General features: G+C 59.5%; 25 protein-coding genes and 1 riboswitch. Of the genes, 6 read left to right on the top strand and 19 right to left on the bottom strand.

The annotated features are described in order from the left end of the window. Positions 1-281: 281 nt before the first annotated feature. Both ACJ8J4_RS10490 and ACJ8J4_RS10495 read left to right on the top strand, forming a co-directional pair. Positions 282-833: a flavodoxin family protein gene (locus tag ACJ8J4_RS10490; RefSeq protein ID WP_004940045.1), complete on the top strand. Its 552-nt coding sequence runs from the start codon at positions 282-284 to the stop codon at positions 831-833. Between the two features lie 630 nt (positions 834-1,463). Further along, complete coding sequence (locus ACJ8J4_RS10495; protein ID WP_264383867.1) at positions 1,464-2,912, top strand: GGDEF domain-containing protein; 1,449 nt, start codon at positions 1,464-1,466, stop codon at positions 2,910-2,912. Positions 2,913-2,918: 6 nt separating this feature from the next. On the opposite strand, the gene ACJ8J4_RS10500 is transcribed toward ACJ8J4_RS10495, so the two are convergent. After that, positions 2,919-3,080 (bottom strand): YnfU family zinc-binding protein, encoded by a 162-nt coding sequence (locus ACJ8J4_RS10500; RefSeq protein WP_015376921.1) that lies wholly within the window; start codon positions 3,078-3,080, stop codon positions 2,919-2,921. Positions 3,081-3,161: 81 nt separating this feature from the next. Further along, positions 3,162-3,641 carry a cold-shock protein gene (locus tag ACJ8J4_RS10505; protein ID WP_025301823.1) on the bottom strand — a complete coding sequence of 160 codons (480 nt, stop codon included), beginning with the start codon at positions 3,639-3,641 and terminating at the stop codon, positions 3,162-3,164. 166 nt (positions 3,642-3,807) lie between these two features. Here ACJ8J4_RS10505 and ACJ8J4_RS10510 point away from each other — a divergent pair, with 166 nt between their 5' ends. Further along, entirely contained in the window at positions 3,808-4,317 is a 510-nt protein-coding gene (locus tag ACJ8J4_RS10510; RefSeq protein ID WP_043135732.1) for a VOC family protein, read from the top strand. A gap of 36 nt (positions 4,318-4,353) precedes the next feature. Here the strand turns inward: ACJ8J4_RS10510 and ACJ8J4_RS10515 are convergent, their stop codons facing one another. The 6 genes from ACJ8J4_RS10515 to ACJ8J4_RS10540 form a co-directional block, all read right to left on the bottom strand. Next, positions 4,354-5,181, bottom strand: a complete 828-nt coding sequence (locus ACJ8J4_RS10515) for an amino acid ABC transporter ATP-binding protein (RefSeq protein ID WP_025301825.1) — start codon at positions 5,179-5,181, stop codon at positions 4,354-4,356. A 9-nt stretch (positions 5,182-5,190) separates the two neighbouring features. Continuing rightward, complete coding sequence (locus ACJ8J4_RS10520; RefSeq protein ID WP_197835188.1) at positions 5,191-6,078, bottom strand: amino acid ABC transporter permease; 888 nt, start codon at positions 6,076-6,078, stop codon at positions 5,191-5,193. A gap of 30 nt (positions 6,079-6,108) precedes the next feature. Further along, a complete protein-coding gene (locus ACJ8J4_RS10525; protein WP_043135734.1) occupies positions 6,109-6,636 on the bottom strand; it encodes a GNAT family N-acetyltransferase in 528 nt (175 codons plus the stop codon). Between the two features lie 9 nt (positions 6,637-6,645). Next, positions 6,646-7,566: an ABC transporter substrate-binding protein gene (locus tag ACJ8J4_RS10530; RefSeq protein ID WP_141997449.1), complete on the bottom strand. Its 921-nt coding sequence runs from the start codon at positions 7,564-7,566 to the stop codon at positions 6,646-6,648. Between the two features lie 26 nt (positions 7,567-7,592). Further along, entirely contained in the window at positions 7,593-8,918 is a 1,326-nt protein-coding gene (locus tag ACJ8J4_RS10535; RefSeq protein ID WP_049295155.1) for an LLM class flavin-dependent oxidoreductase, read from the bottom strand. Between the two features lie 189 nt (positions 8,919-9,107). After that, positions 9,108-10,271, bottom strand: coding sequence for a M20 peptidase aminoacylase family protein (locus ACJ8J4_RS10540; RefSeq protein ID WP_197835190.1), 1,164 nt, complete (start codon positions 10,269-10,271; stop codon positions 9,108-9,110). Between the two features lie 346 nt (positions 10,272-10,617). Here ACJ8J4_RS10540 and cspE point away from each other — a divergent pair, with 346 nt between their 5' ends. Beyond that, a complete protein-coding gene (cspE, locus tag ACJ8J4_RS10545) occupies positions 10,618-10,827 on the top strand; it encodes a transcription antiterminator/RNA stability regulator CspE (RefSeq protein WP_004940030.1) in 210 nt (69 codons plus the stop codon). A 57-nt stretch (positions 10,828-10,884) separates the two neighbouring features. Here cspE and ACJ8J4_RS10550 read toward each other — a convergent pair whose 3' ends face one another. From ACJ8J4_RS10550 to crcB, 3 genes are all read right to left on the bottom strand, one after another. Further along, positions 10,885-12,075, bottom strand: coding sequence for a multidrug effflux MFS transporter (locus ACJ8J4_RS10550; RefSeq protein ID WP_193402530.1), 1,191 nt, complete (start codon positions 12,073-12,075; stop codon positions 10,885-10,887). 6 nt (positions 12,076-12,081) lie between these two features. Next, entirely contained in the window at positions 12,082-12,678 is a 597-nt protein-coding gene (locus ACJ8J4_RS10555; protein WP_049295158.1) for a TetR/AcrR family transcriptional regulator, read from the bottom strand. Between the two features lie 288 nt (positions 12,679-12,966). Further along, positions 12,967-13,350: a fluoride efflux transporter CrcB gene (gene crcB / locus ACJ8J4_RS10560; protein ID WP_016928782.1), complete on the bottom strand. Its 384-nt coding sequence runs from the start codon at positions 13,348-13,350 to the stop codon at positions 12,967-12,969. 79 nt (positions 13,351-13,429) lie between these two features. Further along, a riboswitch (Fluoride riboswitch) is annotated at positions 13,430-13,492 on the bottom strand. Between the two features lie 82 nt (positions 13,493-13,574). On the opposite strand from crcB, the gene ACJ8J4_RS10565 reads away from it, so the two are divergent. Continuing rightward, a complete protein-coding gene (locus tag ACJ8J4_RS10565) occupies positions 13,575-14,003 on the top strand; it encodes a GNAT family N-acetyltransferase (protein ID WP_025301832.1) in 429 nt (142 codons plus the stop codon). A gap of 1 nt (position 14,004) precedes the next feature. Here the strand turns inward: ACJ8J4_RS10565 and ACJ8J4_RS10570 are convergent, their stop codons facing one another. Continuing rightward, positions 14,005-15,072, bottom strand: coding sequence for a diguanylate cyclase (locus ACJ8J4_RS10570; protein ID WP_043135746.1), 1,068 nt, complete (start codon positions 15,070-15,072; stop codon positions 14,005-14,007). Between the two features lie 218 nt (positions 15,073-15,290). Here ACJ8J4_RS10570 and tatA point away from each other — a divergent pair, with 218 nt between their 5' ends. Beyond that, positions 15,291-15,506 (top strand): Sec-independent protein translocase subunit TatA, encoded by a 216-nt coding sequence (gene tatA, locus ACJ8J4_RS10575; RefSeq protein WP_025301834.1) that lies wholly within the window; start codon positions 15,291-15,293, stop codon positions 15,504-15,506. Between the two features lie 93 nt (positions 15,507-15,599). On the opposite strand, the gene lipA is transcribed toward tatA, so the two are convergent. The 7 genes from lipA to mrdA form a co-directional block, all read right to left on the bottom strand. Then, complete coding sequence (gene lipA, locus ACJ8J4_RS10580; protein ID WP_025301835.1) at positions 15,600-16,565, bottom strand: lipoyl synthase; 966 nt, start codon at positions 16,563-16,565, stop codon at positions 15,600-15,602. Further along, the gene (lipB, locus tag ACJ8J4_RS10585) at positions 16,558-17,226 is read right to left on the bottom strand and encodes a lipoyl(octanoyl) transferase LipB (protein ID WP_015376934.1); all 669 of its coding nucleotides are present in this window, start codon (positions 17,224-17,226) and stop codon (positions 16,558-16,560) included. The genes lipA and lipB overlap by 8 nt, the downstream gene beginning before the upstream one ends. A 134-nt stretch (positions 17,227-17,360) precedes the next feature. After that, positions 17,361-17,627 carry a DUF493 family protein YbeD gene (ybeD, locus tag ACJ8J4_RS10590; protein WP_004940012.1) on the bottom strand — a complete coding sequence of 89 codons (267 nt, stop codon included), beginning with the start codon at positions 17,625-17,627 and terminating at the stop codon, positions 17,361-17,363. A 104-nt stretch (positions 17,628-17,731) separates the two neighbouring features. Further along, the gene (dacA, locus tag ACJ8J4_RS10595; RefSeq protein ID WP_004940010.1) at positions 17,732-18,943 is read right to left on the bottom strand and encodes a D-alanyl-D-alanine carboxypeptidase DacA; all 1,212 of its coding nucleotides are present in this window, start codon (positions 18,941-18,943) and stop codon (positions 17,732-17,734) included. A gap of 180 nt (positions 18,944-19,123) precedes the next feature. Then, on the bottom strand, positions 19,124-20,209 hold the full coding sequence (rlpA, locus tag ACJ8J4_RS10600) for an endolytic peptidoglycan transglycosylase RlpA (RefSeq protein ID WP_025301837.1): 1,086 nt from the start codon (positions 20,207-20,209) through the stop codon (positions 19,124-19,126). Positions 20,210-20,219: 10 nt separating this feature from the next. Next, on the bottom strand, positions 20,220-21,332 hold the full coding sequence (gene mrdB, locus ACJ8J4_RS10605) for a peptidoglycan glycosyltransferase MrdB (protein WP_004940006.1): 1,113 nt from the start codon (positions 21,330-21,332) through the stop codon (positions 20,220-20,222). An 8-nt stretch (positions 21,333-21,340) separates the two neighbouring features. Then, a complete protein-coding gene (gene mrdA, locus ACJ8J4_RS10610; protein WP_025301838.1) occupies positions 21,341-23,236 on the bottom strand; it encodes a peptidoglycan DD-transpeptidase MrdA in 1,896 nt (631 codons plus the stop codon). Positions 23,237-23,247: the final 11 nt, after the last annotated feature.

The raw sequence follows: 23,247 nt of genomic DNA on the forward strand, positions 1-23,247 counted from the left end.
CTTACGCGGGGATGACAGTTCTATACATTGGGATTGGTACTGTAGCTCTACCCGATGATGTTGTGTGTTATCCATTCCCTGTAGTGTATTACCCCATCCCTGTTAAGTTTATCCCGCCTTGTGCGGGATTTTTTTTATCTGCGCATACCCGGCGGTGCGTAACGCGATTTTTTTGAATAACACCGTCAGTTTTATTCGGTATTCAGCCGCTGCGCGCTTGATTAGATTGAACGCGAGAGGGGGCGCCGTCGGTGCCTTTGTGCAATGAGTGGAGAATTTCTATGGCGAAGACAGTAGTGGTGTTTCATTCCGGCTACGGCCATACCGAGCGTTTGGCGAAAGTCGTGGCGGAAGGTGCGGGGGCGGAACTGATCGCCATCGATCAGAACGGTGACATCAGCGACGAAGCCTGGCAGACGTTGGATGAGGCGGACGCCATCATCTTTGGCTCGCCGACCTATATGGGCGGCCCGTCCTGGCAGTTCAAGAAATTCGCCGACGCGAGCTCCAAAGCCTGGTTCGGCCGCAAGTGGCAGGACAAAGTGTTCGGCGGCTTTACCAACAGCGCCAGCCTGAACGGCGACAAGCAGGTCACGTTGATCGCGCTGCAGACGCTGGCTTCGCAACATGGCGGCCTGTGGGTCAGTCTGGGGCTGCTGCCGGCCAACACCAAATCGGCGCAGCGTACCGACGTCAATAACCTGGGCGGTTCGGTGGGGCTGCTGGTGCAGACCCCGGCGGATGCCGGCGTGGATGAGATGCTGTCGGGCGATCTGGCGACCGCCAAGCTCTATGGCCAGCGCGTAGCGGGCTTTGCCGCCAAACTGGCGTAAGGCCTTGCCGTGTAGATGGGGTGGCGGTGCGGTTGAACGGATGCCGCGTTCATTTTCTCTGCACAATTGGCGTGTAGGCTGCGAAATGTTATTAGCCTGCTTGGGCTAACACTGCATTTCGTACAAATATTCCCGGTTCCTAGGCCGGGTTTTTTGTTGCTAAGGTCTGCTTAAGCTTTCACCGCTATACTGCGTGGCAACACGGGCATGCAAGGCATGGCCGTGTTGTAACTGTCGATTTGCTGTTGTTCAAGCAAGCCCGCTTCATGCGGGCTTTTTTTGGGTTGTTATTGCACGGGCGGCCCAGTTGCAGGAAAATAATCGCGCAGTTATTCAAACATCATTCAACGACCAATAACCACAAGCTTATTAATGTAATTGACGCCGTCGGCGACCTATTACGCTATGCGCTATGCTGACAGCAGAGTAGCCATTATTTGCTGACGCTACGCGGGTGTGCCCGCCGCAGCCGAACGGGGCTAAGAAAAGTCTGTTAATTAAATGTTAACGTTTTTTATTATTGATTTGTCTGGCTTTTTTGGTTGAAATCCGGGTTGACTATCCCTCACTGGCCGGGCGAGAGAGTATGCACATTATTATTCTGGTTATTAGCAAAATATGGGCAAGGCGATGAACGCCAGAATAAACGCCAGGCATGGCCTGCCGCTAACGGTTCAGCTGATCAATCTTTTCATGCTGGCCTTTTTACTTTCCCTGGTGGGTATTCTTAGCCGGCCGATTGGCTCGCTTTCCTTATTTTGGCCGGTGAATGCGATTCTGCTCGGTCTGCTGCTGCGCAAACCCGTTTACGGCACGCCGCTCGGCTGGCTTACCACCTATCTGGGCATGGTCGCCGCCGATCTCAGCACCGGCGAAGGCTGGTCTCTGGCGCTGTGGCTGAACGCCTGCAACATGTCGCTGATCGCCGTCGGTTACGGCATCATGCTGATGCTGCCACAATCTCAACGGCGCATGGGCAAGCCCCAGGCGATACTCTATATGTTCAGCGCCAGTTTGGCCGGCGCGGCGGTGGCGTCGACGCTGTCGGTGCTGCGTAATGACAGCCTCTATAACAACACGGTGGTGATCGCCTGGCTGGCTTGGTTCAGTGAGCAATTCTCGACGACCTTGCTGCTGTTGCCGGTGCTGATGGCGGCGCCGCGGCTGAAGCAACTGCTGCGCATACAGGTACGTTGGCGCCTGAAAGGCTGCCTGCCGTTGCTGGCGTTGCTGCTGTCGCTGGCGTTCAGCGTCTATATCGGCGGGCCGGGCGCCATCGCCTTCCCGATCCCGGCGCTGCTGTGGTGCGCGGTACGCTACCCGCTGTTCCCCGTGACGTTGCTGACGTTGTTGACCGGCATGACCGAGATCAGCAGCATTTCTGCCAACCTGGTGCTTTATGAAACGCCGAACAACCACAACGCCTTCCTCGATACCCTGATGTCCGCCCGATTGGGCATCGCCATGCTGGTGATGGGGCCGCTGATCCTCGCCAGCTCCATCGCCGCCAACCGAAAGCTGATGCGGCGTCTGGAGCACAGTGCCAACCACGATTTTCTGACCGGGGTGCTGGCGCGCAGCGCGATGACCCGCAAAGCGGGCGAGTTGCTGGAGCATAAACACCGTTCCAAAGAGGCGGTGTCGCTGCTGCTGATCGACATTGATCATTTCAAGCTGATCAACGATACGCACGGCCACAGCGCCGGCGATCAGGTTTTGGCGTCGTTCGCGCACATCGTGCGGCGCGAGCTGCGTCACGATCAGCTGTTCGGCCGCTTGGGCGGGGAAGAGTTTGCTATCATGCTGCCGCGCGCGCTGGCGGCGCAGGGCGTGGCGCTGGGGGAACATTTGCGCCGGCTGGTGGAGCAGACGGAGCTGCAGGCGGAAGGCAAGCAGACGTTGAAAATCACCATCAGCGTCGGCGTCGCCAGCCTGGCGATGAATGAGGTGAAATCGTTGGAACAGCTGATGAATATGGCGGATATCGCGCTGTATCGCGCCAAATCGCAGGGGCGTAATCGGGTGGAGTCGTTCAACGTGATCAACGGCAACAGCGTCGAGCATATCCTGTTCCGTTAACCGTTTTCAGCCTTGCCTGGGCTCGAAGCGGGTTTCGCAATTAGGGCAAATCAGTATCACATCTTGCAGCATTGCTGCGCATTTTTGCCGGGTAACATAGCCGCATTTAGGGCAGACGATTTGGGTGGAGCGGTTGATAAAACCTTTGACGCTGCTGGAATCGGACATATCAATGGCCTGTGTCAGGTGAAAACTCACGCTAACACAGGCAACGACAAATTTCGTTGGTTATTTTCCGTACGCAGATACTTACAGGCTTTTCAGCGCCTTGATGGTTTCATCCATATCGATCTCGTGCTCGGAGAAGGTATGGGTGGTGTTCTGGAAGGTGGTAATGGTCAGCATGCGCAGCGTTTGCATGGTCTGCGCCTGATCTTCGGACTGTGGGCGAATGCGGTTCATCAGCAGGCCAACCGACAGCACGGTGTTCTCTTTATCCACGTCGGCTTTGACCGGCACTTCCTTGGTGAAGGTATTAAAAGACTTGATGCTGGTGATCTTGATTCTTTCATTGGCGATGATGATGTATTTGCTGGGCGCCAACACTTTTACCGCATAAGCCGACGGGCCTTTGGTGTTGTTGGTTGGCTCGAAGGTGACCGCCGCGTTTTTCTTAATCAGCTCCGGGTTCTGCACTTTAATCACGTGAAAATAACGATTTTCTCCGTTCTCGTCGGTAATAAAGCCGAAGCCTTTGTCTTCAAAAAAAGTCGTTATCTTGCCGTTCATCGCTATTCTCACAAAAGGGTTCAATACAGCGCTTATGATAGCGCGGAATGCCTTGCAGCGACAGATTGCGCGGGCGGCATTTAGTCATGCGATAACGGCATTTAGCGGCTTCCTGGCCACATGCTATGTTCATGCTGACTTCATTCAATGCGAAAAAGGAATATCGATGGGCATCAAACGTCTCAATCACGCCGTGCTGTATGTCAGCGATGTGCGGCAGAGCGCCGACTTTTATCATCAGGTCTTGGGCTTCAAGCTGAAGCCGTCCGACAGCCCCGATCGCGCGGTATTTACCCAGGCCGCCGATTCGGAAAACGATCACGATTTGGCGCTGTTCAGCAAGAATCTGGGCCAGCAGCGCGCCGGGGTGTTTCGCGCCAACAACGAGCCGCCGGCGGAGCATGAGCCACCGGCCGGGCTGTACCATCTGGCCTGGGAAGTGGACAGTCTGGAAGAGCTGGAGCGCATTCGTCACCAGTTGGCCGAACGCGGTATTCTCGGGCTGGAAGAGGATCATGGCGTGCACAAAAGCATTTATGGTCACGATCCGGACGGGCTGCTGTTCGAGGTGACCTGGTTTATTCCGCCGGCGTTGCTGACCGACGAGGATAAAAACCAGCAGGGGATCCGCCCGCTGGATTTCGCCGCCGAGAAGCGGCGTTTCGCCGGCCTATAAGCGGCTCAGGTGCGGGGCGCCGCGGCGCCCCGACGATCACAGCACTTTGTTGAGGAAGTTAACGGTGCGCGGATGCTGCGGTTGGGACAGCACCTGCCTGGCGTCGCCCTGTTCGACGATCTGCCCGTCGACCATAAACACCACCCGATCCGCCGCTTCGCGCGCAAAGCCGATTTCATGCGTGACCACCACCAGCGTGACGCCCAGATCCGCCAACCCCTTAATCACGTCCAGCACTTCGCCGACCAGCTCGGGATCGAGCGCGGAGGTCGGTTCATCGAACAGGATCACCTTCGGGTTCAGCGCCAGCGCGCGCGCGATGGCGATGCGTTGTTGTTGGCCGCCGGAGAGGTGGCGCGGGTAGGCATCCGCCTTGTGGCGCAGCCCGACGGTATCCAGCAGCTCATAGGCGACCGCCTTCGCCCGCTCGCGGGAGTGAATTTTGTGCACCACCGGCGCTTCGATGATGTTTTCCAGCACCGTCAGGTGCGGGAACAGGTTGAAATTTTGGAACACATAGCCGACGTTGATGCGCTGCCGGAGGATGGCCTTTTCCTTCAGCTCGTACAGCCGGTTGCCCTTGCGGCGGTAGCCGACGTAGTCGCCGTCGATGCGGATAAAGCCCTCGTCGACGCGCTCCAGGTGGTTGATCGCCCGCAGCAGCGTCGATTTGCCGGAGCCGGAAGGGCCGAGGATCACGGTCACGGTGCCCGGCTGCAGCGTCAGGCTGACGTCGTCCAGCGCCTTGTGTTTGCCGAAGAACTTGCTGACGTTGCTGATTTCGATCAGGCCGCGTGCCGGCACCGGGGTGAGATTGCGTACCGGCTGCTCGGGCAAGGCGTAATAATCAATGGCTTCAGACATGTGGGTCTCCTAACGTTTTAGCCAGCCGGCCAGTTTCTGCCAGGGCGTCGGCGGCAATTCGCGCACCGCGCCCCGGGCGAAATAGCGCTCGATATAGTATTGGATCACCGACAGCGCGGTGGTGATGAACAGGTACCAGACGGTGGCGACCATCAGCAGCGGTATCACCTGCTGGGTGCGGTTATAGATAACCTGAATGGTGTAAAACAGCTCCGGCAGCGCCAGCACGTAAACGATAGAGGTGCCTTTCGCCAGGCTGATGATCTCGTTGAAGCCGGTCGGAATAATGGAGCGCAGTGCCTGCGGCAGAATGATACGGAAGGTGCGACGATAGCCCGGCAGGCCTAGCGCCGCCGCCGCCTCGTGCTGGCCGTAATCCACGCCCAGGATGCCGCCGCGGATGATCTCGGCGGTGTAGGCGGACTGCACCAGCGTCAGGCCCAGCACCGCCACGGCGAACTGGCCGAGAATGTCGATGGTGGGAAAGCTGGCGAACACCACGGAGGTGAAGGGAATGCCCAGCGAGATGGCGTCATACAGATAGGAGAAGTTGTACAGAATGATCAGCACCAGGATCAGCGGCAGAGAGCGAAACAGCCAGATATAGCCCCAGGCCAGCGACGCCAGCAGGTAGGAGCGCGACAGGCGCGCCAGCGCCAACAGGGTGCCGAACAGGATGCTGAACAGCGTACCGAGCAGCGTCAGCAGCAGGGTTTGCCCCAGCCCCGCCAGTACCGCCGGCGCGAAGAACCACTCGGCGAACACGCCCCATTCCCAGCGCGCGTTACCCGCCACCGATTGCACGATGGTGGCCAGAATAAACAGCGAAAACAGCGCGCCGATCAGCCGCAGCGGATAGCGGGCGGGCACCACTTTCAAGACTTCTTGTTTGGACATGTCATGTCTCCCGATACAGATAAAGGGGTCTTAGGCGATTTTCCTTTCCGACGCGCAACAACACGCGTCCTCTGCAATCAGGCTTTTGCGGAACGGCAGGCGGCCATCGTAGGGCGGGCGGCTGTAAACCTCGCTGTCGACGGTGGGATCGAACTGCGGCTGATACCCGTTGTTCAGATACAGGCCCACCGCTTCGGGCTGGCGAAAGCCGGTGGTCAGATAGAGCCGGCGATATCCCTGCGCCAGCGCCAGCGTTTCCAATTGCTGCAACACTCGCTGCGCCAGGCCCTGGCGGCGCAGATCGCCTCGCGTCCAGATGCGCTTCAGCTCGGCGGTCTGTGCGTCATAGCGTTTGAAGGCGCCCATGGCGATCGGCGCACCGGCGCGCAGCAGCACGATGAAGGCCCCTTGCGGCGGCGCGTACAGATCCAGCGCTTCCGGTTCCTGGTCACCAAAATAGTCGCCGTAACGCTGGCGATATTCGCCGAACAGCCCCTCGATCACCGGGGCGATCAGCGGGTCGGTCGGCAGCGTCTGAATGAAAGTGTCTTGCGTCATCGCGCGCTCCTAATCGCCCAGGCCGGGCGGGTTGATTTCCGACTGCGCAAGGCGTTCGACGCTCTCGCCCCAGCGGTTGAGCACCCGATCGTACTGCCCGCCGCGGATCGTGCCGTTCAGCGCTTCGTTCACCGCCTGCACCAGGCCGTTGCCTTTACGGGTGGTGACGGCGATGTGTGCCGCCTTGGGCCAACCGCCTTCCACCGTGCCCGCCAGCCGGGTGCGGCCGTTCAGCGCCGCTTTATAGGCGCCCAGCACGTTCGGCCCGAAGTAGGCGTCGGCGCGGCCGGACTGGATCGCCAGCGTGGCGGCCGCATCGTCGGTCACGTAGATCGGCTGGAAGGGTTTGAGCCCCTGCTGCCGGTTCTGTTTGTCCCACGCCAGCAAAATTGCTTCCTGATTGGTGCCGGAGCCAACGATGATCTTTAATCCGGCGATATCGGCAGGCTGTTTGATCGTCGCGATCTTGCCGCCGGTTTTGACGTAAAAGCCGAGCGAATCGATGCGGTAGGTGGCAAAGTCGAAGCGGGTTTTGCGCTCTTTGGTGACGGTGACGTTGGTGATGGCTGCGTCATATTTGCCGGAAACCACCCCCAGCGGCCAGTCTTCCCACGAGGTTTGCACCACGTTTAATTCAAGCCCCAGGCTGTCGGCCACCAGCTGCGCGATATCCACTTCGCTGCCGATCAGCCGCCGGTTATCGGCGGCAAACAGCGCCAGCGGCGGCGTGTTGAGCGCGGCGATTGCAACGGTGAATTGGCCCGGCTTCACGAAGTGGAAATCGGCCGGCAGTTTGGCGATCGCCTGCGGGTTTTTTGGCGCGTGGATCGGGGTTTCATTGGCCTGTAAATCGATGCCGGTGCCCGCCTGCGCGGCGCCGGTCAGGCTCAGCAAGGCCGCCACGAGGGCGGCGGTAACGGTTTTCTGCATAGCGGATATCCCTGAAAACGATCTTATTATTGGGTGAATCTGTTCAACGGGCGCTTCAGGCCCAAGTGCTCGCGCAGCGTATCGCCGTGGTACGCCTGACGGAACAGGCCACGCTGTTGCAGGATGGGTACCACCCGATCGACGAAGTGGCCGAAGGCGTTGGGCGTACCGCCGCTGATGATGAAACCGTCGGCGGCTTCACCGTCGAACCAGCGTTGCAGGCCGTCCGCCACCGCTTCCGGCGTGCCGCTGAACACCGGGCGCGGCGAGGCGGCTTCCAGCGCCACCTGGCGCAGCGTGAGGTTACGTTCGCGGGCGTTGCGCTTGATGGCGTCGGTAGTGCTGCGGAAGCTGTTTTGCCCCAGATCGCCGATGTCCGGGAAGGGGGCGTCCAGCGGATGGCGGGAAAAGTCGTAATGCTCGAAGTAGCGGCCAAGATAGTTGAGGGCGTTCTCAATGCTGACCAGGCGGGCGGTCTCCTGGTACTGGCGCTCGACGTCCGCGTCGTCGTCGCCGACGATCACGCTGACGCCCTGGAAGATGCGCAGGTCGTCCGGCTCGCGCCCCTGTTCCACCAGCTGCCGCTTCACGTCCTGATAAAAATCCTGCGCCTGCTCCAGCGTGTCGTGATGGGTGAAGATCGCATCGGCGTGTTGAGCCGCCAGCCGTTTGCCGTCTTCGGAGGCGCCGGCCTGGAACAGGATCGGGCGCCCCTGCGGCGTGCGGCCGATGTTCAGCGGCCCCTGCACCGAGAAGAACTCTCCCTGGTGATTGAGGGTGTGTAGCTTGCCGGTGCGGAAGAATTCGCCGCTAGCCTTGTTGCGCACAAAGGCATCGTCTTCCCAGGAATCCCACAGCCCTTTGGCGACGTCGAGAAATTCGCCGGCGATGCGGTAACGCAGGCTGTGTTCCGGGTGTTCGGCGCGCGAGAAGTTTTTGGCCGAGCCTTCCAGCGGCGACGTCACCACGTTCCAGCCGGCGCGGCCGTTGCTCAGGTGGTCGAGGCTGGCGAACTGGCGGGCGACGGTGAACGGATCGCTGTAAGAGGTGGAAAGGGTGCCTACCAGGCCGATTTTATCGGTGGCGGCGGCCAGCGCGGCCAGCAGGGTGAGCGGTTCGAAACGATTAAGAAAATGCGGAATGGATTTTTCGTTGATATATAACCCATCGGCGACAAACACGAAATCGAATTTCCCCTGTTCGGCTTTTTTCGCCGAGGCGATATTAAATTCGAGGTTGATGCTGGCGTCGGCGGTGGCATCCGGGTGGCGCCAGGCGGACATATTTCCCGATGCGCCGTGCAGAATGGCGCCCAGCCGTAATTGCCGTTGATTATTCGCGTTGTCGCTCATCGTGATTATCCTGTCATGCGCCGCAAAGGCGCGCGGTGTCTGATGTGTCCACTATTGATGAGCGGCAACGGGATGTAAAACAACAAAACAGCATATTCAAATGTTGAAAACTGCAAATATCACGGCGAGCGAAAATAATAATCCCCGGCGCGGTATCTGCGGCGTCGGGGAAATACTATTTCACGTTATTCAGGCGTTGCTGAGGGCTTTTTCTGGCGCGGTAGTGAGCTGTTGCAGCGTGCGTTCCGCCAGCAGCGTAAAATATTGTGCCGCGGGGAACAGGGCGCGTTCATCGGGATTGAAACGCGGATGATGCAGGCCGAACTCGCTGGCGGAGCCGATGCTGACGAAGACGCCCGGCACGTGATGCAGATACAGCGCGAAATCTTCACCCCCCATTTGCAGCTCCGCCTCTTCGACCCGGTAGCCGGCCTCGGCGGCGACGGTTTTGCTGAACGCCGCCCAATGGGCGTCGTTGATCACCGCCGGCGGCCCCGGCTGCCAGTGGAGTTCGGCCTGCGCGCCGAGCGCGGCGGCAACGCCGTCGATCACCTGGCGAATTTTATCAGGCACCTGGCGGCGCACCGCGTCGCTGTGGGTGCGCACCGTGCCTTCCAGCTCCACGGTTTGCGGCAGCACGTTCCAGGTATTGCCGCCTTCGATGCGCGTCACGCTCACCACCAGCGATTCCAGCGAGCTGAAGCTGCGGCTGGGCAGCGTCTGCAGCGCGCCGACGATCTGGCTGGCGGTGACGATGGTATCGACGCCCTGTTCCGGTTTGGCGGCGTGGGCGCCTTTGCCGGTGATGTGGATCTGGAAGCGATCGACGTTGGCGTAGAACGGCCCGGCGCGGGTGGCGAAGGTGCCGGTGGGCAGCTCCGGCGCGTTATGCAGGCCAAATACCGCCGCAACGTTATCCAGCGCGCCGGCGTCGATCAGGTGCCGGGCGCCGTTGAAGGTCTCTTCCGCCGGCTGGAAGAAGATGCGCACCGTGCCGGGCAGCTCGGCCTCACGCGCTTTGAGCAGGTGCGCGGCGCCGAGCATCACCGAGGTGTGAAAGTCGTGGCCGCAGGCGTGCATTACGCCGCTGTTTTGCGAGCTGAAGGGCACGTCGGCGATTTCGTCGATCGGCAGGGCATCAATGTCGCCGCGCAGCGCGATAATCGGCCCCTTGCCGCTGCCGATCTCCGCCACAACGCCGGTTTTCAGCGCCAGCGGCAGCAGACGGATGCTTGCCTCTTCCAGCCAGCGGGTCAGCCGGGCGGTGGTGGCGAATTCGTGATTGGAAAGTTCCGGGTTTTGGTGCAGCTCACGCCGATAGGCGATGATTTTGTCTGCCAATTGGCTGGTCATAGGCTTGGCTCACAGTGGGAAATAAACCCTAACCCTAGTGCAGGGACCGCCGAAGCAAAAAGACCATCTGGTTATATTTCATAGCGATTGCGTCTGCATGGGGGCGTCAACGCTGGGGGAAGCGGGCGAGTTTGGGCGTTCGCTCGTTGTTCGCCGGCGCAGGGAGAGGTTTGGCCTGGAACGGTAACGTATCGCAACCGGTGCAATCCATTTACACCTGACAACACGGATTTTTTCACTCTTTATCGGATTTCTGTGATCGCGGTGGTGGACAAAATCCTGCCTGCTTGCTGTACTGTAATCGACACAGGTTTTGTGTCTTTCATTCACGTTAAAGGTAAGTTTGATGTCTAAGATTAAAGGTAGCGTTAAGTGGTTTAATGAATCCAAAGGCTTCGGTTTCATTACTCCGGAAGATGGTAGCAAGGACGTTTTCGTCCACTTCTCTGCCATCGTTAGCAACGGTTTCAAAACGCTTGCTGAAGGCCAGCGTGTAGAATTTGAAATCACGAACGGTGCCAAGGGCCCATCTGCCGCTAACGTTACTGCTATCTAAGCTGCGTAGCTGAATTTCTTAAAACCCGCTCATTGAGCGGGTTTTTTATTGGGCGCGTTATGCGTCGTTGCGGCGGGCCAACAGGCCGAACAGCAGGATGGCGATGGCGTAACAGCCGACGATGGTCAGCGCCATCGACAGGCCCGAGGTGCCGCCCAGCCCGGTGAGCGGCACGGCGCAGGCGCCGAGGGCGAACATGCACACGCCGATCAAGGCCGAGGCGCTGCCCGCTTTGTCTCCCTGGCTTTGCATCGCCAGCGAAGAGGCGGTCGGGCCGACGATGCCGATCACCGCTACCGAGAAGAACAGCGGCACCAGCAACACGACCAGCGGCGCATGCAGCGCGGCGGCCAACAGCAGCAACAGCGACGCGACGGCCGCCAGCGTTAACCCGCCCCTCAACACCCGGCGTTCCCCCCAACGCGCACTGAGACGGCTGGCCAGCTGTGCCGCAATGATCAAGCCGACGCCGTTAATGGCGAAGCATAGGCTGAACATCTGCGGGCTGAGGCCGTAGATCTGCTGCAAGACGAAAGGCGAGGCGCCGATATAGGCGAACATGCCGGCCATCACGAAGCCCTGTGTCAGGCACAGGCCCATGAAATAGCGCTGGGTCAGCAACCCGCCGAGCGACATCAGCATCGCCAGGATACCGCCCTGGCTGCGGCGCTCGACCGGCAGGGATTCGCGCAGCTTCAGCGCCGACAGGCTGAACAGCAGCACGGCGATGGCCGCCAGCACGCCGAAGATACCGCGCCAATTCATTACCTGCAGCATCACGCCGCCCAGCACCGGTGCGACGATCGGCGCCAGGCCGTTGACCAGCATCAGCAAGGCGAAGAAACGGGTCAGCTCATGGCCGGCATACAGATCGCGGGCGATGGCGCGGGAGATCACCGCGCCACCGGCGCCGGCGATGCCCTGCAGCAGACGAGCGATCAGCAGTTGGTCGATGCTGGACGCGAGGGCACACCACAGCGAAGCGCCCAGCAGCAGGATCAGCGACAGCAGCAGCGGGCGCATGCGGCCCAGTTTGTCGCTGTAAGGGCCGAAAATCAGCTGGCCGACGCCCAGGCCGAGCAGCCCGGTGGTCAGGCTGAGCTGCGCGGCGGCGGTAGAGGTATTCAGCTCACCCGCCATTTCCGGCAGGGCGGGCAGGTAGAGATCGGTGCACAGCGGCCCCAGCGCGGCCAGCAGGCCAAGCACGACGGCGTACACCAGACGCTGTCTGGCTAAGTGTTTGGTCATGGGAGATTAGAGTTTCCTGAACAGGTGAGAAATGGCCTGCTGATACAGATCGCGCAGCAGGGACGCATCGGCTTTTTGCGTGGTAAGGATACGGTAACCGGTGCCTTCGCTCATGACGGCGATAAATTCCACCCGCGCGGCGATCTCTTCCGCGCTGAAATGGGGATACAGCCGCTGCAGATTGTGGCACACGTGGCGAAACAGCCGCGCTTCCGCATCGCTGAGCAGTTTGGCCACCACCGGGTTGCGCGTGGCCTCGGCGGTCACTTCCAGCATCAGCATGTGATCGGTTTCACTCTCGCCCGGCTGCTGAAACAGCGTGCGCGCCGCCAACGTGCCGGCGATCAGGTTGATGTGATCGCCAAGGTTTTCCAGCCGCTGCATCTTGTTAGTGATGATGCGGTTGACGATCTCTTCGATAATCGCGTCTTTATTGGCGAAATAACGATAGATTTGCCCGACGCTGAGCTGCGAGCCTTGGGCGATCTCCGCCATGCTGGCGGCGTGGAAACCGTGGCGGCGAAAGCTGGTTTTCGCCGCTTCGACGATCTGATCGCGGCGCGCCTGCACCTTGGCCTGTTTACTGTCGTTGGGGGAGAGCATCTGCCCGATCCTTTGCTACGCGTGAGCCGGGTTCACATTTTTGGGTGTGAACGTTCATTCTCAATTGTAGTGTAAACGGCCGGAAAGACGCAAGATGAACGCGTGCTGCGGGTAAGGGCGCTTAAGCGAACAGGTAGGATTTGATAAAGGCGGCGACGATCAGGACGCACAGCGCAACGGCAATCGCTTCGGCGGCGGTTTTCGGCAGGCTAAACATAGCGGTTTCTCATCCAGTCAGGAGTACTGGATGAGATTATGCGCATGCAAGATTAAGGAAACATTAAGGGCTTAGCGCCCGTTGAGCCACATCACCAGCATAAAGGCCAGCAGCGTCATCGCCAGCGAGCCGGCCAGGTTGAGCAGCATGTTGGCCAGCGCCCAGCCGAAGCGGCCATCTTGCATCAGATATACCACCTCCAGCGAAAAGGTGGAGAAGGTAGTCAGGCCGCCGCAGAACCCGGTGGTAATCAGTAATTTCCAGGTGGGATCCAGATGCGTCATGCGGGTGAAAATCGCCATCGCCAGGCCGATGATAAAACCACCGATCAGATTGACCATCAGCGTACCGAGCGGAATGTGGGCATTCAGCGGATTCATTTTCATGCTTACCGCCCAGCGCAAAACGCTGCCGACGCCGCCGCCGATAAATACGGCCAGTAAAGAACTCAACATGGGGCAACTACCTTTCAATCAGAGAAATTCACGGGACTCGGAAAGGGACAGGCGTAACGCTACGCGCCTCTCTCCGAGAGGTTACGTAGACATCATCAGCCTGTGAAGGCGGTTAGGGAGGAATGTCATCTCCAGCGTGCCGCACGGCCTTTTTTGCCGTACCCGGTGGATGTTACACCTAACGCCATCTATTTTGTAGTATCGACACTCTGCGAGGTCACCCTATGCAAATCAGAACGGCGCGCCTGAGCGATCGCCATGCTATCGCCGAATTAATGACGGCGTTGGATTATCCCGGCACCGAGGCGTTTCTGACGCAGCGCATGCAGCAACTGTTGGCGCATCCGGATGAGGCGCTGCTGGTGGCGACGGACGGGGAGCAGGTGTTGGGCGTGTTGTCGCTGCATTTCCTGCCGCAGCTGGCGTTGGCCGGCGACATTGGCCGCATCAGCTATTTTTGCGTCGATGACCGAGCGCGCGGCGCGGGCGTAGGCCGGCGGCTGCTGGCGGAGGGCGAGGCGCTGGCGCACCGTCGCGGCTGCGATCGGTTAGAGGTCCATTGCCACAGTCGCCGCGAGCGGGCGCATGCGTTTTACCGGCGCGAAGGCTTTGTCGAAGCGCCGAAGTATTTTGCCAAGTTATTAAGTCAGTAAGTTACTCCCCTGGCGGCACTGCCGTTTCCAACCGGTTGCGGCCATTATGCTTCGCCCGATAGAGCGCACCGTCGGCCGCTTTCAGCCAGTCAAGATAGCCGCCCAGCGCGGGGTGGTAGTTAGCGATGCCTGCGCTGATCTGCAGCCGCAGCTGCGGCGCCTCCTTGAAACTGACCGCGTCCAGCCGCTGCTGGATGCGGTGCAGGACGATTTCCGCCTGTTCGGCGTTAGTGTTCGGCAGCACCGCGCCAAACTCGTCGCCGCCGTAGCGCCCGACGATATCCACGTTGCGCAAGCCGATCAGCAGTTCTTCCGCCAATACCGCCAGGGCTTCATCCCCCAGCGCATGGCCGAAGGTGTCGTTGATGGTTTTGAAGCGGTCGATGTCCATCAGGATCAGCGTGGCGTTGTCCTGGTAGCGACGACAGCTGTCGAACTGGCGATGCAGAAGATGTTCCCAGTGGCGACGGTTATATAAGCCGGTCAGCCCATCGCGGGTGCTGATGCGTTGCAGCTCCTGTTTTTTTTCCGCCAGCCGTTTGGCGGTGCGGTAGGTCACCAGCCCCAGCAACGTCGGATAAAGGTAGATCATCGGCAGGCACAGATAGACTTGCAGCGGCGTGCTGTATGGATGAAACGGGAAGCCGAGCAGCGTGCCGGTGAGCATCGCCGTGGCCAATTGAATCGCCAATCCTTTGACAAACAGCGCTTTGCCGGCCGAAGCGATATTGTTCATGCTCATCATCGACAGGATGACGATCGCCGGCAGGGCATTGAATGCCATCATCGCTGCCCAGAAGCCGCCGAAGGCGGAGTCGATCAAGAGGTTGCGGATCTCGGCTTTGAACGGATCTTTGGCGCGGTAGGCCAGGCGATAGGCCAGATGCGGCCAGAGAAAGCCGTGAAAGGCCAGCAATAGCCAGACCGCCGCGGGCGGAGCCAAGGGATAGAGCGCGGCGCAAACGCAGATAAACCCGAGCCCCAGACCGGCGACGCGGGGCAGATAGGTGCGTTTGGCGAAGCTGAGGCCGGATTTTCGGGCATCGAAAATGGATGGGGCAATATACATCCGGCATCTCCCTGATGAGTATCACGGCAGCGTATCATGCGGGTGATAAACTAAGAATAGTCTGGGATTCACGCCGCGAGGTTACGTGACATTCCTGCAACGGATCTCACTCTGTTACATGTTGCGGTTGTGTGAGCCGAAGGAAAGTCGCTAAATATTCGCAGGCAAGGTCAGTTTTTCTCGCTGTTCACACAGCGCTCTATGATAAGAAGGTGAGTATGGAAGGTATCAGCATTACCAAACTTCTGGTGATTGCGGTGTTGGTGATTTTACTGTTCGGCACCAGCAAACTGCGCACGCTCGGCGCCGATCTTGGCGCGGCGCTGAAAGGCTTTAAAAAAGCGGTGGGCGACGACAGCACGCCGCCGGCCGCCGGCAACAGCACCGCCGAGAGCCAGTCCGCTCAGCAGAGCGTCGAAAAGAAAGACGTTTAATTCCGTCTGACTGCGCGCAATAAAAAACGGATGCCTTGCGGACATCCGTTTTTTGGCGTTTCCGCCGTCTTTAGCGTAACAAACTATTACGCGTTATTTCACTTCCATCCCTTTGGCCTGCAGATCGGCGTGGTAAGACGAACGCACGAACGGGCCGCAGGCGGCGTGGGTGAAGCCCATCGCCATCGCTTCTTCTTTCATCTCGTCAAACTCGGCCGGGCTGACGTAGCGCTGCACCGGCAGGTGGTGACGGCTCGGCTGCAGGTACTGGCCCAGCGTCAGCATGGTCACGCCGTGGCGACGCAGATCGCGCATCACCTCAACGATTTCCGCGTTGGTTTCGCCCAGGCCGACCATCAGGCCGGATTTGGTCGGGATATCCGGGTGAGCTTCTTTAAAGCGCTCCAGCAGCTTCAGCGACCACTCATAGTTGGCGCCCGGGCGCACCTGGCGGTAGACGCGCGGCACGTTTTCCAGGTTGTGGTTAAACACGTCCGGCGGCGTGGCGGTGAGGATCTCCAGAGCGCGATCCATACGGCCGCGGAAGTCCGGCACCAGCGTTTCAATTTTGATGTTCGGACTCTTGGCGCGGATGGCCGAGATGCAGTCGGCAAAGTGCTGAGCACCGCCGTCGCGCAGGTCGTCGCGGTCAACCGAGGTGATCACCACGTAACGCAGCGCCATGTCGGCGATGGTTTGCGCCAGCTTTTCCGGCTCGTTAGCGTCTGGCGCGATCGGGCGGCCGTGGGCCACGTCGCAGAACGGGCAGCGACGGGTGCAGATAGCGCCGAGGATCATAAAGGTGGCGGTACCGTGGTTGAAACACTCGGATAGGTTAGGGCACGAGGCTTCCTCACAGACGGAGTGCAGGCCGTTTTTACGCATCGCGGCTTTGATGCCCTGAATGCGCGTTGAGTCGGCAGGCAGTTTGATCTTCATCCACTCGGGTTTACGCAACAGCTCCTGCCGTTCGGTGACCACCGTTTTGACCGGGATCAGCGCCATTTTGTCAGCATCGCGGTATTTGACGCCGCGTTCCATCTGAATTGGTTTACTCATAATCGTGCAGGTTCCAGTTACGAAGCTCGACCGTCTGGTAGCCGAGTAAATGAACAAATTCCTGTACCAGGATTGGGTGTATGTCTTCAATGCCAACGCCGGGCGCCAGCGCGCTGACCTGCGTCATCTGCATGCCGGCGTAACCGCAAGGGTTGATGCGTTGGAAGGGGCTGAGATCCATCGCCACATTCAGGGCCAGGCCGTGGAATGAGCTGCCTTTGCGGATCCGCAAACCCAACGAACAGATTTTCTGCTCCCCCACATACACGCCAGGCGCATCTGGACGGGCGCGCGATGCGAGGCGAAAGTGGGCGAGGGTGTTGATAACCGTATCTTCTATCGCCGTGACCAATTGACGCACGCCGACCTTGTTGCGTTTCAGATCGACCATCACGTACATCACCTGCTGACCCGGGCCGTGGTAGGTCACCTGGCCGCCGCGATCGCTCTGGACCACCGGGATATCACCGGGCATCAGCACATGCTCGGCTTTGCCGGCCTGGCCTTGGGTGAACACCGGGTGATGCTGTACCAGCCACAGTTCGTCCGGCGTAGTCTCGGTACGACTGTCGGTGAAGTTATGCATGGCTTGGGATACAGGCGCGTAGGGCTGCAACCCCAGCTGACGCAAAATGATCTTGTCTGGTTGCAAAAGAGTCATCGTCAGGTTACAGAAGTGGTAAAGCCATTATACCGGGCGCTCCGGCTTGCGGCCAGCCTTTCGCTGACCAAAAATGCGCAACCCGGGAAGACGCTGCGCCATCCCGGGTTGATAAGCAGGGGTTTATGCTGGAATTACAGCACCATGCGAACAATTTCAATGTTGCCTAACTCTTCGTACAGGGTTTCGACCTGCTCGATGTGAGTGGCATTGATGGTGATGGAGACGGAGTGGTAGTTGCCTTTGCTGCTTGGCTTGACCTGCGGGTTGTAATCGCCCGGCGCATGGCGCTGCACCACTTCAACTACCTGGTCAACCAGCTCAGGCTGCGCCAGGCCCATCACCTTGTAGGTAAACGAGCAAGGGAATTCGAGCAGTTCGTTCAGTTTAGTTTTTTGCATGTGCGTGCGCTCCAGAGTGCTAGCTAATCTATAAATTATAACTCCCGCCGGGGCGGGAGTTAATGTTATTCAGTATATGGGGGCAATTTCGCCCGTTTCAACCGTTAACCGAACCAGTGGTGGAACATCAGTTTGATGTAGTCCACGATGCGGCTGAAGAAACCGCCTTCTTTCACTTCGTTCATCACCACCAGCGGGCGCTGATCGATGGTTTTGCCGTCCAGCTGGAAGTTGATGCTGCCCACCACCTGGTTTTTCGCCAGCGGCGCGTGAATTTCCGGCGTGTTCAGCACGTAGCTGGCCTTCAGATCTTTCATGCGGCCGCGCGGAATGGTCAGGTAGACGTCTTTGTCCACGCCGAGCTCAACGCGGTCGGCATCGCCGAACCAGACAGGCTCGGAGGCGAACTCTTTACCGACTTTCAACGGCGCCACGGTTTCGAAGAAGCGGAAGCCCCAGGTCAGCAGTTTCTTGCTTTCGGCTTCACGGCCTTTGTAGGTGCGGCCGCCCATCACGGCGGAGATCAGGCGCATTTGGCCTTCGGTCGCCGAAGCCACCAGGTTGTAACCCGCCGCGTCGGTATGGCCGGTTTTGATGCCGTCGACGTTCAGGCTGTTATCCCACAGCAGACCGTTGCGGTTCATCTGGCGGATATTGTTGAAGGTGAACTCTTTTTCTTTGTAGATCGCGTACTCTTCCGGCACGTCGCGGATCAGCGCCTGGCCGATCAGCGCCATGTCGCGCGCCGAACTGTACTGGCCCTGGGCATCCAGGCCGTGTACCGTCTGGAAGTGAGTGTTCTGCAGGCCCAGCTTGCTGACGTAGGTGTTCATCAGGTTAACGAACGCGTCCTGGCTGCCGGCGACGTAGTCGGCCATCGCCACGCAGGCGTCGTTACCGGACTGCAGGTTGATGCCGCGGGTCAGTTTGGAGACCGGCACGCGATCGCCCGGCTTCAGGAACATCAGCGAGGAGCCTTTGAACACCGGGTTGCCGGTCGCCCAGGCGTCCTGGCCGACGGTCACCAGATCGTCCTGGCCGATTTTACCCGCTTTCAGCGCCTGGCCGATGACGTAGCTGGTCATCATTTTGGTCAGGCTGGCCGGATCGCGACGCGCATCGGCGTTCATCTCGGCCAGCACCTTGCCGGAGTTGTAATCAATCAGGATGTACGCTTCCGCATCGATCTGCGGGACACCTGGGATCATGGTTTTGATGTTAACGTCATCGGCGTGCGCAACGGAGGCTGCGCTCATTGCGATAACGGTGCCGAGGGCGATGCTTTTGATTAAGCGAAAAGAAGTTACTTGTTTCATGATCGGGACTACAACATCCGTGAAAGTAAAGTTAAAAAACGAGCCACACTATAGCAGATGCGATCCCGGCAGGCATTACCCATTCATCTGACTAATTGCGGTTAGTGCCCTTTTAGCTGCAAGAAAATGTTTCAGCTAAATAACCGCTTATCGGCCGTGAATGCCCACCGGGCTTAATGCTCAGGGTGCAGCAGTAACGAAAGACTGTTGTTGCGCTTCGCTCGCCAGGCGTTGCTGCAGCTGGGCCGCCTGCTGACGGCTGCTGAACGGGCCGAGCTGGACGCGATAAACGTTGCCGTTGGCCGCCACTTTGCCCGGGACGCCAAACTGTTGGCTCAGGCTTTGCTGCCAGCTCTGGGCACGCTCGGCGCTGCTCAGCGCACCGACCTGTACCACGTAACCGCCGGAGGAGGAAGCGGCAGCCATGCCGGCAGCTGCGGCGCCGGCCGCGACCGGTGCAGCCACGGCGGCGGCTTCAGGCTCCGAACCTTCCAGCACGCCGGCCGGCAATGCGCTTGGCGCGCCGAGGAAACCGCTGCGGCCGCTACCGGCGTTGCCGCCGGTTGCTGGGGCGTTGTCGTCGTCGGTGCGCAGGGTGCTGTTATCGATCGGGCGTACCGCCGCGCCGCTGGCGACCGGCACGTCCTGTTGGATGGGGGTGCCCATGCCGCTGGCGCCGAGATCCGGGCGCGACGGCAGGGCATAGCTCTGCTTCGCCACGATGGTACCGATGGTGCCTGGGCCGCTCAGCGTGCCGTCAGGCGCCACGTTGATGAAATCGACTTTGACCTTGGTGTTGTTCGACAGGTTGAGGCGATCGGCGGCGGCTTTCGACAGATCGATAATACGGCCCTTGGTGTAAGGCCCGCGATCGTTGACCCGCACCACCAGCTGACGGCCGTTGGCCAGGTTAGTGACGCGCACATAGCTTGGGATCGGTAAGGTCGGGTGCGCCGCAGTCAGACCGTTGGGGTCGAACTGCTCGCCCAGCGCCGTGGTGTTGCCGTTGGCTTCTTCGCCATACCAGGCCGCCAGGCCGGTCTGCGAGAAGTTCTGCGGATCTTTTACGATGCGGTAAGTATCGCCATTAACCTTATAATCCTGCATGTTATTAGGGTTATAGGGTTCATATTGAGGCTCGACGCCACCGATCTCCACCACCGGGCCGTTGTACGGCTGCTGTGGTGCCTGCTGTTCCGTGGTCGGGGCGGTACAGGCGGAGAGCAACACCGCCGCGACGCCGATCCAAAGCCATTCCTTACGCATTACTCACCTCTTATAAACTTTTAGACAGCATTTTCCGATGCGTGTGGATCGACATGATGATGCCGAAACCGGCCATCAATACTATCAGCGCCGAACCCCCGTAACTGACCAGAGGCAAAGGTACGCCAACTACCGGCAAAATGCCACTGACCATACCGATGTTAACAAAGACATAAACGAACAAAATCAGCATCAAGCCGCCGACCATCACGCGGCCAAAGGTGGTTTGCGCCTTGGCGGCGATCATCAGCCCGCGAATGATCACCAGCAGGTAGAGCGCCAGCAGCACCAATACCCCGATCAGCCCCAGCTCTTCGGCCAACACGGCGAAGATAAAGTCGGTATGGCGCTCCGGCAGAAACTCCAGCTGCGACTGGGTGCCGTGCAGCCAGCCCTTGCCGGACAGGCCGCCGGAGCCGATGGCTATCTTGGATTGAATGATGTGATAGCCGGCGCCGAGTGGGTCGCTCTCCGGATCGAGCAGCATCATGACGCGGTCGCGCTGATAGCCGTGCATCAGGAAGAACCACAGCACCGGGATAAAGGCCGCCAGTGCGACGGCGGCGACGGCGATCAGCTTCCAGCTCATGCCCGACAGGAACAGCACGAACAGGCCGGAGGCGGCGATCAGGATCGAGGTGCCCAGATCTGGCTGCGCGGCCACCAGCAGCGTTGGCAGGAAGATCAGCACCAGCGCGATGGCGGTGTTTTTCAGTGAAGGCGGGCAGACATCGCGGTTCATAAAGCGCGCCACCATCAGCGGCACGGCGATCTTGGCGATTTCCGACGGCTGGAAGCGCACCACGCCGAGATCCAGCCAGCGCTGCGCGCCTTTACTTATCTGGCCGAAGGCGTCCACGAGGATCAGCAAAATCACGCAGAAAATATACAGATAGGGCGCCCAGCTTTCGTACACGCGCGGCGGGATTTGCGCCATGACGGCCATCACGATCAGCCCCATGACGATCTGCCCGATCTTGCGCTCCATCATGCCGATGTCCTGGCCGCTGGCGCTCCACATCACGAAGGCGCTGTAGACCAACAGGGCCAGGATCAGCAGCAGGAACGTCGGGTCGATGTGGATTTTGGTCCAGATCGAGCCTTTTTGTTGGCTTTCAGTCATGTTCTACCTTAGTCACCTTCTACGCCAGGCGGCAGCGGGGCCTCGCTTGGCAATTGCGTATTGTTGTCGCCCAGCAGAATGTGGTCGAGGATCTGGCGGGTGATGGTTCCCACCGCCGGACCGGAGCCGCCGTTTTCCAGAATGATGGCGACCGACACCGTCGGATTGTTGAACGGTGCGAAGGCGGTCATCAGTTTGTGATCGCGCAGGTGCTCCGCCAGTTTGTGGGCGTTGTAGGTTTCATAGCCGAATACCTGTGCGGTACCCGATTTCGCCGCGGCTTTATAAGGTGCGTCCGCAAAGTATTTGCGCGCCGTCCCGTTCGGACGGTTGGCCACACCATACATGCCGTCTTTGGCGATTTCCCAGAAGCCGGAGTGAATATCGCCGATCTGCGTGCTCTCTTCCTGTTTGAACGGCACCAGCGCGCCGTTGACGCGGGTACTCTGCAGCAGGTGCGGCGTTTTGACGGTGCCGTCGTTGATCAGGGTGTTCAGCGCTTTGGCCATCTGGATCGGCGTGGCGGTCCAGTAACCCTGGCCGATACCCACCGGAATGGTGTCGCCCTGATACCACGGCTTTTTATAGCGTTTCAGCTTCCACTCGCGCGTCGGCATTAGGCCGGATCGTTCTTCGGACAGATCGATGCCGGTGTACTGGCCGTAACCGAATTTGGTCAGCCAGGTCGACAGCCGATCGATCCCCATGTCATAGGCGACCTGATAGAAATAGGTATCTGCGGACTCTTCCAGCGCCTTGGTGACGTTCAGGCGGCCGTGGCCCCATTTTTTCCAGTCGCGGAAGCGTTTTTCCGAGCCGGGCAGTTGCCACCAACCGGGATCGAACACCACGGTGTTTTTGGTGATCACTCCGGCGCTCAGCGCCGACACCGCGATGTAAGGCTTCACCGTTGATGCAGGCGGATAGACCCCCTGCGTGGCGCGGTTGATCAGCGGGCGATTCGGATCGTTCAACAGCCCCTGGTAGTCCTTGCTGGAAATGCCGTCGACGAACAGGTTCGGATCGTAACTCGGGTTGGACACCATCGCCAGGATGGCGCCGGTGCGTGGATCGCTCACCACCACCGCGGCGCGGCTGCCGACCAGCAGCTGCTCGATATAGCGCTGCAAATCAAGATCGAGCGTCAGGTAAACGTCCTGACCGGCGGAAGGCGGCTGTTCGTGCAATTGGCGGATCACCCGGCCACGGTTGTTGACCTCGACCTCTTCATAGCCGGTTTTGCCGTGCAGCGTGTCTTCGTAATAGCGTTCGATACCCAGCTTGCCGATATCGTGGGTGGCGGCGTAGTTGGCCAGCTTGCCGTCTTTATCCAGGCGTTCGACGTCGCGGTCGTTGATCTTCGACACATAGCCGGTGACGTGGGTGAGGGCGGAACCGTAGGGGTAGTAGCGGCGCTGGTAGCCTTTTACTTCCACGCCGGGGAAGCGGAACTGATTGACCGCAAAGCGGGCGACCTGCACCTCGGTTAGCGCGGTTTTCACCGGAATGGAGACGAAACGGCGCGAACGCTTGCGCTCTTTTTCGAAATTGGTGATGTCGTCGTCGGTCAGATCGACCACCGTGCGCAGCGCCTGCAGCGTGGCTTTGAGATCGTCAACCTTCTCCGGCATCAGTTCCAGCTGATAAATGGTGCGGTTGAGTGCCAGCGGGGTGCCGTTGCGATCGTAGATAATGCCGCGGCTGGGCGCGATGGGCACCAGCTTGATGCGGTTTTCGTTGGAGCGGGTGCGGTAATCCTCGACGCGGACCACTTGCAGATTATACAGGTTGGCGATCAGGATGCCGGACAGCACCAGGATGACCAGGAACGCCACCAGGGCGCGGCGTACAAACAGGGCGGATTCAGCCGTATAGTCGCGAAAAGGGTTACGTTCTATTTTCATCCCGCTGCTTT

Origin of the sequence: Serratia sp. CY47280, assembly GCF_052168655.1 — a bacterium.
GTDB lineage: Bacteria > Pseudomonadota > Gammaproteobacteria > Enterobacterales > Enterobacteriaceae > Serratia > Serratia bockelmannii.

What these genes read in the sequence shown, in the direction of transcription:
- ACJ8J4_RS10490 (WP_004940045.1), top strand. Translation starts at nt 282, where the DNA reads ATGGCGAAGACAGTAGTGGTGTTTCATTCCGGCTACGGCCATACCGAG.
- ACJ8J4_RS10495 (WP_264383867.1), top strand. Translation starts at nt 1,464, where the DNA reads ATGAACGCCAGAATAAACGCCAGGCATGGCCTGCCGCTAACGGTTCAG.
- ACJ8J4_RS10500 (WP_015376921.1), bottom strand. Translation starts at nt 3,080, where the DNA reads ATGTCCGATTCCAGCAGCGTCAAAGGTTTTATCAACCGCTCCACCCAA.
- ACJ8J4_RS10505 (WP_025301823.1), bottom strand. Translation starts at nt 3,641, where the DNA reads ATGAACGGCAAGATAACGACTTTTTTTGAAGACAAAGGCTTCGGCTTT.
- ACJ8J4_RS10510 (WP_043135732.1), top strand. Translation starts at nt 3,808, where the DNA reads ATGGGCATCAAACGTCTCAATCACGCCGTGCTGTATGTCAGCGATGTG.
- ACJ8J4_RS10515 (WP_025301825.1), bottom strand. Translation starts at nt 5,181, where the DNA reads ATGTCTGAAGCCATTGATTATTACGCCTTGCCCGAGCAGCCGGTACGC.
- ACJ8J4_RS10520 (WP_197835188.1), bottom strand. Translation starts at nt 6,078, where the DNA reads ATGTCCAAACAAGAAGTCTTGAAAGTGGTGCCCGCCCGCTATCCGCTG.
- ACJ8J4_RS10525 (WP_043135734.1), bottom strand. Translation starts at nt 6,636, where the DNA reads ATGACGCAAGACACTTTCATTCAGACGCTGCCGACCGACCCGCTGATC.
- ACJ8J4_RS10530 (WP_141997449.1), bottom strand. Translation starts at nt 7,566, where the DNA reads ATGCAGAAAACCGTTACCGCCGCCCTCGTGGCGGCCTTGCTGAGCCTG.
- ACJ8J4_RS10535 (WP_049295155.1), bottom strand. Translation starts at nt 8,918, where the DNA reads ATGAGCGACAACGCGAATAATCAACGGCAATTACGGCTGGGCGCCATT.
- ACJ8J4_RS10540 (WP_197835190.1), bottom strand. Translation starts at nt 10,271, where the DNA reads ATGACCAGCCAATTGGCAGACAAAATCATCGCCTATCGGCGTGAGCTG.
- cspE (WP_004940030.1), top strand. Translation starts at nt 10,618, where the DNA reads ATGTCTAAGATTAAAGGTAGCGTTAAGTGGTTTAATGAATCCAAAGGC.
- ACJ8J4_RS10550 (WP_193402530.1), bottom strand. Translation starts at nt 12,075, where the DNA reads ATGACCAAACACTTAGCCAGACAGCGTCTGGTGTACGCCGTCGTGCTT.
- ACJ8J4_RS10555 (WP_049295158.1), bottom strand. Translation starts at nt 12,678, where the DNA reads ATGCTCTCCCCCAACGACAGTAAACAGGCCAAGGTGCAGGCGCGCCGC.
- crcB (WP_016928782.1), bottom strand. Translation starts at nt 13,350, where the DNA reads ATGTTGAGTTCTTTACTGGCCGTATTTATCGGCGGCGGCGTCGGCAGC.
- ACJ8J4_RS10565 (WP_025301832.1), top strand. Translation starts at nt 13,575, where the DNA reads ATGCAAATCAGAACGGCGCGCCTGAGCGATCGCCATGCTATCGCCGAA.
- ACJ8J4_RS10570 (WP_043135746.1), bottom strand. Translation starts at nt 15,072, where the DNA reads ATGTATATTGCCCCATCCATTTTCGATGCCCGAAAATCCGGCCTCAGC.
- tatA (WP_025301834.1), top strand. Translation starts at nt 15,291, where the DNA reads ATGGAAGGTATCAGCATTACCAAACTTCTGGTGATTGCGGTGTTGGTG.
- lipA (WP_025301835.1), bottom strand. Translation starts at nt 16,565, where the DNA reads ATGAGTAAACCAATTCAGATGGAACGCGGCGTCAAATACCGCGATGCT.
- lipB (WP_015376934.1), bottom strand. Translation starts at nt 17,226, where the DNA reads ATGACTCTTTTGCAACCAGACAAGATCATTTTGCGTCAGCTGGGGTTG.
- ybeD (WP_004940012.1), bottom strand. Translation starts at nt 17,627, where the DNA reads ATGCAAAAAACTAAACTGAACGAACTGCTCGAATTCCCTTGCTCGTTT.
- dacA (WP_004940010.1), bottom strand. Translation starts at nt 18,943, where the DNA reads ATGAAACAAGTAACTTCTTTTCGCTTAATCAAAAGCATCGCCCTCGGC.
- rlpA (WP_025301837.1), bottom strand. Translation starts at nt 20,209, where the DNA reads ATGCGTAAGGAATGGCTTTGGATCGGCGTCGCGGCGGTGTTGCTCTCC.
- mrdB (WP_004940006.1), bottom strand. Translation starts at nt 21,332, where the DNA reads ATGACTGAAAGCCAACAAAAAGGCTCGATCTGGACCAAAATCCACATC.
- mrdA (WP_025301838.1), bottom strand. Translation starts at nt 23,236, where the DNA reads ATGAAAATAGAACGTAACCCTTTTCGCGACTATACGGCTGAATCCGCC.